This window comes from Chryseobacterium mulctrae, assembly GCF_006175945.1.
Taxonomy (GTDB): domain Bacteria; phylum Bacteroidota; class Bacteroidia; order Flavobacteriales; family Weeksellaceae; genus Chryseobacterium; species Chryseobacterium mulctrae.
The window spans coordinates 195,248-207,722 of sequence record NZ_VAJL01000001.1; the positions used below are offsets into that span (position 1 = coordinate 195,248).

Here is a 12,475-nt window from a genome sequence, read left to right on the forward strand (position 1 = left end):
TTAACTATTCAAAAATCAAAAATATGGAAAATAAAAAACAGAACGAAGAATCTAAAAGTAGTGGAATGGAGCTTTTGGAAAACGTGGTAAAATCTAATGAAAATAACATTGCCTCGAATTTGGAGAATAAGGAATCTAATGCAGAAGTGAAAGCGGATATTGAAGATCTGGTATTGGCAATTGGTCAAATGCAATTAGACCTTGAAGTCATAAAAGAAATTCCTAATGACGTATTGGCTTTTTATGAAAAAGAACAGCTTTCAAGAAATCAGTATTTAAAAGATATTGCCACCATAATAGGAGCAGTTATTTCGAAAAAAACCAGCGATTTTTTGGAAAGTTTTCAAAAACCAGCAAAAAGGATGGAGAAATTTACTTGGAGCGGAATTGGAGTTGCAATTTTTTCAGTTTTGGTGTTGATCATTTCCATCAATTTCTCAACCAATTGGTACAAAGAAAGCATCAAAGCCAAAAGTGAACTACGTCAAGATATTTTAAAAGAAATTGCTGATGAAGGAAAAAAAATCTATGATGAAAATGAGATTAAAATATTGTCTGAAAATACTAAAGTAATGCAATTGTGGATCAAGAATAATCCTAAAAAAGCAGAAGATTTTTTAAGGTTTAAAGATGGGTTTGAGGCGAGAAAGTCCGAATAGTAAAACTTTTCATAAACCACTCTATTGGAATATGGAAAAATCAGCCTCACCACAACCGCAGATTTTCCCACATTCCAACAGAGGACAACAATAGCCAACAAATTTTGGAAATAATAATTTATGTCATTACTAAATTAAGGTTAGCCTTTTCACTTTAGGTGTCTAATTTTTTTTACTATTTTTTTAATAAAATTTTCTTAATATATTTGTAATCAATCAAAAATAGAATAACTATAAGGTAAAGTATAAATTACATATTAAAATATAGCGTTAAGCAGTTCATTTTCTTCGTTCAAATACTCGAAATATAAATACTAAAGAAAATATGATTGTAAGATGCGCCCTTCCAGGGCGTGTTTTGCGTCATTTCTTTAGTGGGTTATTCGAGTAACCTGAACGAAGGGTGATGTCAATTCACGCTCTTCTTTATTTCAAAAATCACCAACTAAAAAAACTAATTATGAAAACATCCGTAAAAACACAAGAATCAAAAAGGGGAAAAATACCTATAATATATTTCACAAAATTTTTTTATTCTTATACTGTCAAAAACACAAACTACAGATGCAATGCGAAAAGTTTATTTCTCAGTTCTTTTTCTATGTATTAATTCGATAGGATTTTCGCAGATTCCCAATCTGCCGACAATTCCAAGCCCCGTACAAAATACTTTTCAGAATTATTCTGAAAATATCACGCTGACTTCAAGTAAAAATAATATTCCTGCTGTGCCTCGGAATTATATAAATTCTCAATCTTCTGCTATTGACAAACAGAATTGGGAAATGCAGCAACGTGATTTTAAAGAGGTGGAGGAAGAAAAGATAGAGAAGGAAAAAAAAGAGTATTTTGGAAGAATCAATGTTTTGGAATCTTCCGGATATAATCTCCCTTCGCTTTCTTCAAAATCAGGAACCAACGCTTATTATGATGCATATAGCAAGCTGTCAGCAATTGATTCCGAAAATTATTCCCTGACAAAAGCCAATTTCATTGTTGAAAATGCCTACTATGATAATAAACTAAATTTTACACAATTCAAATCTGGTGTCAGCAAAACCGCCAATCAATTATTGCAAAAAATGAAGTCCGAGAAGTTAGATACTGGTGATAATACGATGAAAAACATCGCACTATTCAAGCATTTTTCAAAATCTTTCAAATATGACTTTAATGATTATATGGGAAAAAAGGATTGGAGTAAAATGTTTGCTTCTAAACTTTTAAAAACTGGAACCGGTCAATGTCATTCTATGCCTTTACTGTATCTGATGGTTGCCGAAGCAATGAATGCAGACGCTTCCTTGGCGATGGCTCCGAATCATACCTACATTCGTTTTATGGATGATGAAAACCAATGGCAGAATGTCGAACTTACTAACGGAATTTTCACTACCAATTCAATGATTTTGGAATCAGGTTACATTGGTTCTGAAGCTTTGCAGAGCAATGTCTATATGAACAGCCTTACAAAAAAAGAGCTGATCTCTCAATTGTATGCAGATCTGGCAAACGGTTACATCCATAAATACGGAATGGATGAATTCGTAGGAAAAACGCTGGATAAAGCTTTAGAATTTTATCCAAATAATATGTATGCTAACCTGCTCAAATCTATGTATCAGCAGGCGAGATTTGAATACGTTGCCGAAACAATAGGAATCAAAAATGTTGAGAATCCAGAAGAACTTCAAAATATCCGATACTTTCCTAAAGCAGCAGAACTTTTGAAAGAGACAAAATCACAATTTGATAAAATTGATCAATTGGGCTTTAAGTTTATGCCTGACGGTGCTTACTCCGAGTGGCTCAACAATATGGGGCGGGAAGCTAACAGACAAGAGAGCGAGGCTATTGCTGAAAGAATAAAGCAAATGAATGCTGAACGACAAAAAAAGATAAAAGAGGAAAATTTAAAAAAATCTCAGGAGGAAAAACGAAAGACACAGGAGAAAAAAAGAGAAGAGGAAGAAAAACGCAGACTTTTTTATCTAAAAACATAAATGATTATTTAATATCTATGAAAGAAATACTTCAAAAAAAAATCTATCAGATACTGTTGTTTCTACTTTTGGGAACAGTATCTGCAAAAGCTCAAAATAACCAGTTTTATAACGAAGCTTATAAAACTATCGACAATATGCTGGAAGACCGTCAAAAATACAGCTTTAAAGATGCGGTGTTTAGTGTAGAAGAAGCATATTACCAAGGAAAACTTGACACAATACGTATCAATAAGGAATTACGATTTCTAAAAAGTTTTGCCGAAAGTATAGTAAAGAGCAGAGAACTGAACTACAAAGGATCTGATAAAGAAAAAGTAAATAAATACGCTGCATTATATTCGATTATATGCCAGTCCTTGCCTGTTGCTGTAAGAGATACGGTAATCCAGTATAAACCTTTTAGCTATGATTTTGCTGATGTGTTTGGGCATTCCGATCTTCCAAATCTTTTTGTTTCGAAGTTATTAGCGACAAAAAAAGGAAACTGTAATTCGATGCCATATCTCTATAAGATTTTGGCTGAAGAACTTGGTGTAGAAGCTAATTTAGCATTAGCTCCCAACCACGTCTATATCAAGCACAACATTAAATCAATTGGATGGTTCAATACGGAATTGACCAGCGGTATCTTTCCTGAAGACGGGTGGCTGATGGCTTCAGGTTATATTCATTTGGATGCTATTAGAAACGGTGTTTTTATGAAAGCCCTAGATAATAAAGAAAGTCTTGCTTTGTGCCTTTTTGATCTGGCTCAGGCTTACAACCGTAGTTTTCCAAACAATGATGGAGAATTTGTTTTAAAGGCTCTTAACCGAGCATTAGAGATATATCCTAATTTTGCAAAAGCTCTCATTCTCAAAGCAGAGTTCCACAAAATACAGTTTGAAAAATTAATGGAGCGGGAGAATCTGAAAACAGACAAAGCTGAGAATATAAAATTGGTTCAACAAAATCCAAAAGCAAAAGAACTCTATGAGCTGATGCAGAAAGAATACGGTCACATCTATGATTTAGGTTATAGACAAATGCCGGAAGGAATGTATCTGGATTGGCTTGTATCTCTGAAAATGGAGAGAAATAAATATGAGAATAAAAAACTAATGAATAATTTTAAATAACCACAAATGAAAAAACTATTTTACTTTATTTGTTTATTGCTGATGGGATTTACCTTTGCTCAGCAAAAGAACAAAACCAATTTAAAAATTGAGAAACAATATGTAAATCCCGTTAAATTAACCAAAGAGGAAAGGTTACGTCCATATATGGATGAAGTCTTAAAAACAAGGGATTCTTTAACATCACAAGAAGCCGAGCGAAGAAGAAAGAATATTGAAGCGTCCAATCCTTTTAAGAAATATGGCTTTTATCCAAAGATTGCCACTTTAAGCAAAGGAAAATATTTAGAAGCTCACGATATTGATAGTATTGTAAGTATTGGCTCTGTAAAATTTAACAGGAAAACTAGAGAGATTACTGAATTTAGAGAAATAGATTTGAGCGATCCTGACGCACAGCCTTATCTTGATACCGCAGGACGCTGGTTTTCTCCTGACCCTTTGAGCGAAGAGTTTTCTAGTTGGACACCATATAATTATGCTTTTAATGATCCAGTAAATGTTATTGATCCAGATGGTAGAGAAGGTTTAGGATGGGGATTAAAAGACAATACTTGGAGTTGGAGTGCAAGTTTAACAACCGACAATTATCAACAACAAGGATTCTCCGACTATAAAGATGATGGGTCTGTACTCAGTAATGCTACGATACAAGGACAGGGAGGTAGTGCAGGTGCTGTTTACTTAGGATTTAATGGGCAAGCACAATCTATACCTGCAGGTACAACTACTTCAATGCTTCAATTGTCTAATTTTACCAGAGATGCTATCTCTGCAAGTTTGACGGGAGCTGCTGCTGCAATTAATGGGCTATATGATGTTTGGAAAATTGCGACATTTAGTCCAGACCCAAATATGAATTTGAATCCTCCAAGCGCAACAACGCCTGTTGGAAAAGCTCTTGAAATGGCGGGAAGTGTTTCTCCTTTATTGGGCGCAGAATCAAGTGGTGCGAATAAAATTACTGAACCTGTTACAAACACTTTGTACAAAAGACCTAACAACGCCACTACAGCAGCACAAAGAGCGGCGGTTCAAGGTGAGCCTTGCGTGACTTGTGGAGCTACTGGACAAAAAAATGTCGCAGACCATATAAAACCTTTAGTCCAAGAACATTATCAAACTGGTACGATTAATCAGACTAATATGAGGTCAATGAACGCTATTCAACCTCAATGTCAAACTTGTTCATCTCAACAAGGAGCCGCAATGAGTAAATACTCAAAAGAAATGAAAAAAATAATAAATCAAAGAACAAATGGACAATAAATATGTCAAGGAGCAAAAAGATATTTGCGAAAAATATTCGCAAGATTTTTTTGCTACATCTGAAGAATTAAAAGTAGGGATTTCCGATAATATAAAAAGTGGTGTGATGCCCATAAATGGACTAAGACATTTTCCTGAAGGAGATTCTTCAGGATGGTATATTTGGGCTGGAGAATATTCAGATGCAGATGATTTTTTTAAGCCGATGCATATCTTTCATTTAGAAGAATACTATCCTGAACTTTTAAAATATTTGACACTTCCTGCCGGTAATCGTTTTTTATTTGATAATAATGGATACGAAGATGTTTGGTTTGATGAAGGTTTGCTAGTTTATGATACTCAAAAATCTTAAAGCAAAAAATAACCAATGAATAGCGGAGAAGTTATAAAATTAGAGTTTACACCTTTAATAATTACTGTTATAATTCAGAAAGTAAGCAATTGTCAAATCTTGAAATGAACTGTTATTGATGAAATAAAGAGTTATATATTTTATTTTAGGATATCTATTGGGAAATAGCATAAAAACTGTCTGAAGAATAACATTCCCTGTTCTGCATTGGATGATATTTTAAGACTTTTGAGAAATAGTTAGTTGTATTTATTCAGATTTAAAGATTTGGTATGTAGGTTTGAAAAAAATATAAACTATAACAGTAACTTTCCGCTTTTTCTTTACATTTAATACACTAACCAAAAATAATATAAGATTATTTTTAAAAACTTTATATGGAAACAAAAGATTACATTATAGTTTCTTTAAGCGGTTGTGCTTTGACGATTTCCATTGCTTCTTTGATTATTACATTAATTCAAAAAAACAAGGAGACCAAAAGGACTATCCGCAAAACATTAACCGACACCCTAGAAGGCATTTCTAAAATTGGTATCGAAACTACAAAGCTTAGAGCTACAAAAGATATCGATTTCAATTCCGAATCTAATATTTTACTTAGACGTAATTATAATTCTCAAAGACGAATTTTAATTGCACACGCTGACTATCTTGTACAAAGATATGATAAGCTCGCAACAGAAATCGACTGTAACATTTTAGCAAGTGCATATTCAACAATCGGTGACCAAGAAAAATCTGAGTTGTTTTGGAAGAAAACCATTGAAAAATCAATTTCCAAACCAATTAAACTTATGAATTTAAGAGGCTTTGGGACTTTTCTTTTTACCAATGAGAAAGAGGATTTAGGGCGAAAATATTATGACGAAGCATTATCACTTGATTTACCTGAAAATGACGACAACAGGATTTTGAAATTTGACACATATTTAATGTTATGTGATCTCGAAAAAGAAAACGGCAATAAAGGATATTATGAAACAAGTTTAACTAACGCTATGGAAGTTCTAGCGAAAATAAAAAGTACTCGAAGAAAAGATGAAATGCAAATGCGTTTAAGGACAAAATTGCCTAATGTAGAATAAGGTCATACCTACAACATCAGTTTGTCAAAATGATAGTTTTCCTCGACAATCCTACTGAGAAATTAAATTTTTTCTTCTCTTTCAAATTTTCGAATGATTAATAATAAATAAAAAATATAGCTAAAATTATGATTTTTAATCTTGAAGATAATGAGTTATATAAAAATTTAATTCTTGCAGAAAAATTATTATTTGAATCTCCTAAGATAAAGTTTGAAAGAACATTAATTTGGAGGAAACAATATTTTAAAAATGTTCCTGGCATATATGCAATCTTTGAAGGAAATGATAAAATAATATATATTGGAGAGACAGGTAATTTATGTAAGAGAATGTCTGATATAACTAGAACTGTGAATCATACTTTCAGAAAGAAGATTGGTAAATTAAAATTTGGAGGAATTAAATCAAGTGAAAAATATGATTCCGAAATAGAAGTATTGCTGGACAAATATTTTGATGAAGAATTACATATTACTTTTATCGAAGTTAATTTCGGGAGGCTAGAAATAGAAACATATCTAATTGATAAATATCAGAAACAAATCATTAACTCCGTAAAAAAGAGAAAATTATTCTTTAATTATGATTTAATTTCTGAAGTTGAGAAGCAAACTAAAAAATAGGTTCTAATATTTGAAGAGTATTTGACAAGTTGAAAAAACTTAAAAATCAATTATTTATAGATTTATTGTTTATTATCACTTATTAGTAAAAAAATAACGCTTTATGAATCAGAACGTTTCTTATCTATAACGTGATAAAAGTAACTAAATGGCTTACCATAGTAGGGTACATATCGATCTTCTTTTTCATTTTCAATTAATAAATTATAAATCTGTGGTAAATATGAGATATATCTTCCTGAAAGAACCAAAAGATTAGAATTTTTTATTAACAGCTCTTTTCTGTATTTAGATAAAACAAATTTAGTATTTAAGATTTTAGTATTTTGAAGTTCAAGTCTGATAGCTTCTGAGTCAGCATAGGATATTCCACCTATTTTGATAAAAAAATGTTTTCCGATTTTTCTTGATTCGTCAGATGTTCTTGGTTTTGCTTCCGGAATCTTTGCAAGTTTCTTTTTAAATCTAGATAAATGTTTTGACCTATAGTAGTCCAATCTCCTTAGCTGTGTTCGTAAATTGTGATTATTGCGCAGTAATGTAAATCCATTTACCCAACACATTTCATTATCAGAGAATTTATGGTTTTTCATAGTCACTCTTCCAACGGACATTCCTATGAGTTTGTTTGAAACAGACTCTAAAATCATATCGTCTGATTTTCTTTTCCCATTTTTTAATATTGATAGTGTGTGTTCTGTTAAATCTCTTATTTTACGTTTTTCTTTAATTAGTGAACTCTTTCTTACCCTTAAAGTCCCGTTATAACATATTTCGTAACCAACAAAACCAATTCGATCAAAAGAATTGTTTGAAAATTTTGACCATTTGTAGGGCGATTTACTTTTTGAATCATTCCAAAAAAAATTTTTATTTATTTCGTTAACAGGTTTAGGAGGATGAGAAATTAACTTTAGCTTTTCCAAGCCATTAAAATAAATATCAGTTTTTTCATTACAAATTTTTCTATTAGGATGAATTAAAAGCATATCATCACAGAACCTTACATAACATAGCTTTTCATCTTCATCAGCTTTCATTTCCATATCAATACTATGCAGAACAATGTTTGCAATCAGACCTGATAATGCACCACCCTGTGGAATTCCAATGCGATTTCTCTTAATATTTTTATAACAATTTAATTTAAGTAAGTCATCTTTTACCCATTCAAAACTTCCACCCTCTCTCTTTCTTTCAATCCAATAATTCTTATCATCATTAAGGGCATATACAAATTTTTGAAAATCATAACATTGTAAGTACTTGTTGAATATTAAAATTGCCCGGTTATCAATTTTTACTTCATTGGTTTTGTTATGTATTTTTATGACATCTCTAAATTTTTCCTTAACTATATTATGATTCACTGTGTCAAAAAATTTACTGATATCACATTCAGATACCCACAAACGTTTTCCTTTATATTTGTTTTTGTGTAAATCGTCAGCAAAAAGTAGACACTATATAGTATAAAAGTTAAGGAGTGTTTTCAAAAAAAGAATTACATTTAATTATGGAAACACCTAAAAAGAAAAGTTCCGAAAAATTCATAAAAGACATCCGTAAAAATACAAGGAGGATCTTTACAGCCGAGCAGAAAATTTTAATCGTAATGGAAGGGCTTCGTGCAGAAACTTCTGTAGCGGAACTATGCCGACAGCATAATATTGCCCAATCTCAGTTTTATTCCTGGAACAAAGAATTTATGGAAGCCGGTAAAAAACGACTCAACGGCGATGTCATTAGAGAAGCCACGAGTGATGAAGTGTCGGATTTGAAGAAAGAGAATGCCCGACTGAAGGAAATGGTTGCCGATTTGGTTCTGCGCTATGACATTGTAAAAAAAAGCTTAGACATGCTGGATTGACCCATAAATACAGAAAGTTTATGAGATTATCAGCAAGTGAGAAATACGAAATTATTCAAGAAGTTACTACGAGTGAAATTGGTGTAAAACGAACCTTGGAAAGCTTTGGGATTGCAAGAAGTACTTTCTATAAGTGGTATCAGAAATACCTTGAAAACGGCTACGATGGCTTGGAAACGTCCAAAAGAACATCTAAAAGACAATGGAATAGCATTCCGGAAGAACAAAAAGATTTGGTAGTAGAAATCGCTTTGGAACATACAGAACTTTCCTCAAGAGAACTGGCGCACAAAATTACCGATGAACAAGGTATTTTCATCTCAGAATCCAGTGTTTACAGGATTTTGAAGCAACGGGATTTAATCCCTGCACCGAATCATTTTTTACTTTCAGCAGCAAATGAATTTAAGGATAAGACAGAATTTGTGCATCAAATGTGGCAAACAGATTTCACTTATTTTAAAGTGATTGGTTGGGGTTGGTACTATCTGAGCACTGTTTTAGACGACTACAGCAGGTATATCATCCACTGGGAACTCTGTGATTCGATGAAGGCTGAAGATGTGAAAAGAACAGTAAATACAGCGATTGAAAAAGCAAAATTAAAGTCTAAAGCCAAACCGAAATTACTCTCAGACAATGGTTCCTGCTACATATCAAACGAACTCAGAACCTACCTGAAAGACGATTTGAAGATGAAGCAGGTTCACGGAAAGCCGATGCATCCGCAAACCCAAGGGAAAATAGAACGATACCACAGAACGATGAAAAATGTGGTAAAACTCAATCACTTCTATCATCCTGAAGAACTTGTGGAAGCTTTAGAAAAATTCGTAGAAAACTACAATAACAAGCGATATCACGAATCTTTGAAAAACCTTCCTCCAGCAGATGTGTACTTCGGAAGATCTGAGCAAATTTTGGAAAAAAGAAGACAAATAAAATCGGATTCAATCCGAAAAAGAAGACAGTTGTATTTTCAACAGAAATTTATAAATTTATAACCCTAAATACTCCTTAAGGATTTATTCCAAAATGTCCAAGTTAGTTTGAAGACGTACAAATAACCAAATTAATAGTCTTTTCTAACAGCTCAATTGTGTCAGAATAAAACTCTAAGTCAAAGTCCGTTATTTGTTCAGGCGTTTTATTGGTTATAAATATTTCATTTTTAAGATCACTTATGAAATAATCCAAAGCTTCCCTCACTGTTTCTCGTTTCTCTTCTTTCTCAAACCACAAGTAAATATTCCAAAATGTACCTAGAGGAGCTTCATCTACTTCGTCAGAATTCGTAAAGGGTTGCGTACTACTTTTTACGGTTGATATGTATTTTAGGAATGATTCTTTAAATTCACCAGCAAAATAGAAACTTAAATCACAATAACCTTCTGGGTGTTCTCCCATTATATTCCAAATATTGTGGTCAATATAAACACCTTCAATAACTGCATCACTATTTTTTGATAGTTTGAGATTAAGTGGTTTTAAAGAAAGATAGAAGATGTCATAAGGAAGTTTGAAAAGGTCTGGCTTTACATCACTAACATCAGTTTTGTCCAATAAAAGTAAAAGTTCTTTGGAAAATGAAAAAATATTTCGCCCATTCTTATACCAATCACTCCAATGTGTAAAGTTTGAATATAGATATTCAAACTCGTGTATTTGTTCAATAGTAAGGGATGTTTTGTTTTTAATGAATTCGTTAACATTTGTTCCGTCATAATTGGTAACAAACCGTTTGACAAAGCTGTTATGGGTAAAATCGTTTGCAAAGTGTCTAAAATTTTGTTCTTTGTCGATTCTAAATGGAAAATGATATAGTAATTCCTGTTCTTTCATTGTCATTCAAACTTGTCAGAATTTTTGCTATACAATAATAGCTAAATTGTTCACACCTGCTACTTTTAGTGCATATCAACATTCTAGATATCTATATATTTAATGTTTGCAATACTACACAAAAAATAAATACCCAACCAAAGTTTTACGTTTGCTAGTGCTCTTTTAAGATTGATTAAACTAAATAGCTTATTCATTTCTTCTTGTAAAAATAGAAAATGTCTTTTTAAATATTGATAGAAAATAAAAAGCACTCTAATAAAATATAATTATGTATTATAATACAAGTAATCAGAATTAGCACCTATGTTAGCACCTAAAAATGAAAAACCCTATAAACATTATGTTTATAGGGTTTTTTGCGGAGAGAGAGGGATTCGAACCCCCGGACCTGTTACAGTCAATAGTTTTCAAGACTATCGCAATCGACCACTCTGCCATCTCTCCTTAAACTCCGATTGTATCGTTGTTTTCAGTGGTGCAAATATAGAACGTTTTTCAATGATGTCAAAATATTTTTACTACAAATTTTAACAAAAATTAATAATCAACTAAAAATCAGAGCAATTATTTTCTCAAACATCGATTAACACAAAGAAAAACACAGATTGAAAACAAAAAAACGTACCTCAAAGAAGTACGTTTTCAGATTTATAAATTAATTTTTAATAATTAATGTAATTCAGCAAGATATTTTTCTGCATCCATGGCTGCCATACAACCGCTTCCTGCAGCTGTAATCGCTTGTCTGTAGATATGATCCTGAACATCTCCTGCAGCAAAAACTCCCGGAAGATTTGTTCTTGTAGAGCCTTTTTCAGTAGCAATATATCCATTCTCATCCAAATCGATTTGACCAGCAAAAATATCTGTATTTGGCTTGTGTCCGATGGCAATGAAAATTCCGTGAACATCTACTGTAGATTTTTCCTGAGTCTGGTTATTAATCACAACCGCTCTTTCCACAAGGTTGTTTTCACCTTCAATACCAATCAATTCATGGTGAAATTTCACTTCGATATTAGGGGTATTTTCTACTCTGTGGATCATCGCTTTTGACGCTCTGAACTCACCTTTTCTTACCAACATGGTTACTTTATTCACCAACTTTGCAAGATAAGTAGCCTCTTCGGCTGCGGTATCTCCTGCTCCTACAACCACAACGTCTTTTCCTCTGTAGAAAAATCCGTCACACGTTGCACATGCAGAAACTCCTCCTCCATTGTATTTTTTTTCATCATCAAGACCCAAATATTTTGCAGTAGCTCCTGTAGAAATAATCACAGATTTAGCCAAAATTTCTTTATTTCCTGCATACAATTTATGAATACCGCCAACTTCTTTTGAAAATTCAGCTTTGGTAATCATTTCGTAATGTACTTTGGTGTCGAATCTTTCAGCTTGTTTCTGCAAATCCATCATCATTTCAGGACCGGTAATTCCCGCAGGATATCCCGGGAAATTATCAACTTCTGTTGTTGTAGTTAATTGTCCACCTGGTTCCAAACCTGTGTATAATTCAGGTTTTAAGTCTGCTCTTGCTGCATAAATTGCCGCTGTAAAACCAGAAGGTCCAGATCCAACGATCACACAATCTAAAATATTTTCTTCCATAATTTATTTATCAATTTCAAGGATGCTA

General features: G+C 32.6%; 10 protein-coding genes, 1 tRNA gene and 1 pseudogene. 8 read left to right on the top strand and 4 right to left on the bottom strand.

The window, feature by feature from the left end:
- Positions 1 to 23: 23 nt before the first annotated feature.
- From FDY99_RS00850 to FDY99_RS00880, 7 genes are all read left to right on the top strand, one after another.
- Positions 24 to 659, top strand: a complete 636-nt coding sequence (locus tag FDY99_RS00850) for a hypothetical protein (RefSeq protein ID WP_139418686.1) — start codon at positions 24 to 26, stop codon at positions 657 to 659.
- A gap of 569 nt (positions 660 to 1,228) precedes the next feature.
- Positions 1,229 to 2,662, top strand: a complete 1,434-nt coding sequence (locus FDY99_RS00855; RefSeq protein ID WP_139418687.1) for a hypothetical protein — start codon at positions 1,229 to 1,231, stop codon at positions 2,660 to 2,662.
- Positions 2,663 to 2,679: 17 nt separating this feature from the next.
- A complete protein-coding gene (locus FDY99_RS00860; RefSeq protein ID WP_139418688.1) occupies positions 2,680 to 3,783 on the top strand; it encodes a tetratricopeptide repeat protein in 1,104 nt (367 codons plus the stop codon).
- A 6-nt stretch (positions 3,784 to 3,789) separates the two neighbouring features.
- Positions 3,790 to 5,052 (top strand): hypothetical protein, encoded by a 1,263-nt coding sequence (locus tag FDY99_RS23185; RefSeq protein WP_185148713.1) that lies wholly within the window; start codon positions 3,790 to 3,792, stop codon positions 5,050 to 5,052.
- Entirely contained in the window at positions 5,042 to 5,407 is a 366-nt protein-coding gene (locus tag FDY99_RS00870) for an immunity protein Imm33 domain-containing protein (protein WP_139418689.1), read from the top strand. Before FDY99_RS23185 ends, FDY99_RS00870 begins: the two co-directional genes overlap by 11 nt.
- A gap of 377 nt (positions 5,408 to 5,784) precedes the next feature.
- Positions 5,785 to 6,495: a hypothetical protein gene (locus FDY99_RS00875; protein ID WP_139418690.1), complete on the top strand. Its 711-nt coding sequence runs from the start codon at positions 5,785 to 5,787 to the stop codon at positions 6,493 to 6,495.
- 128 nt (positions 6,496 to 6,623) lie between these two features.
- Positions 6,624 to 7,121, top strand: a complete 498-nt coding sequence (locus tag FDY99_RS00880) for a GIY-YIG nuclease family protein (protein ID WP_139418691.1) — start codon at positions 6,624 to 6,626, stop codon at positions 7,119 to 7,121.
- Between the two features lie 101 nt (positions 7,122 to 7,222).
- Here the strand turns inward: FDY99_RS00880 and FDY99_RS00885 are convergent.
- A pseudogene (locus FDY99_RS00885) lies at positions 7,223 to 8,548 on the bottom strand (reverse transcriptase domain-containing protein); the annotation flags it as partial.
- 89 nt (positions 8,549 to 8,637) lie between these two features.
- Here FDY99_RS00885 and FDY99_RS00890 point away from each other — a divergent pair.
- Positions 8,638 to 9,995 (top strand): IS3 family transposase gene (locus FDY99_RS00890; RefSeq protein WP_394344535.1). Its coding sequence is split into 2 segments (ribosomal slippage): positions 8,638 to 8,973 and positions 8,976 to 9,995, totalling 1,356 coding nucleotides; the frame shifts between segments, so codons are not numbered across the junction.
- 40 nt (positions 9,996 to 10,035) lie between these two features.
- On the opposite strand, the gene FDY99_RS00895 is transcribed toward FDY99_RS00890, so the two are convergent.
- The 3 genes from FDY99_RS00895 to trxB form a co-directional block, all read right to left on the bottom strand.
- On the bottom strand, positions 10,036 to 10,833 hold the full coding sequence (locus FDY99_RS00895; RefSeq protein ID WP_139418693.1) for a hypothetical protein: 798 nt from the start codon (positions 10,831 to 10,833) through the stop codon (positions 10,036 to 10,038).
- A 362-nt stretch (positions 10,834 to 11,195) separates the two neighbouring features.
- Positions 11,196 to 11,280 (bottom strand) — tRNA-Ser (locus FDY99_RS00900).
- Positions 11,281 to 11,505: 225 nt separating this feature from the next.
- Positions 11,506 to 12,447, bottom strand: a complete 942-nt coding sequence (gene trxB / locus FDY99_RS00905) for a thioredoxin-disulfide reductase (protein WP_139418694.1) — start codon at positions 12,445 to 12,447, stop codon at positions 11,506 to 11,508.
- Between the last annotated feature and the right edge of the window lie 28 nt (positions 12,448 to 12,475).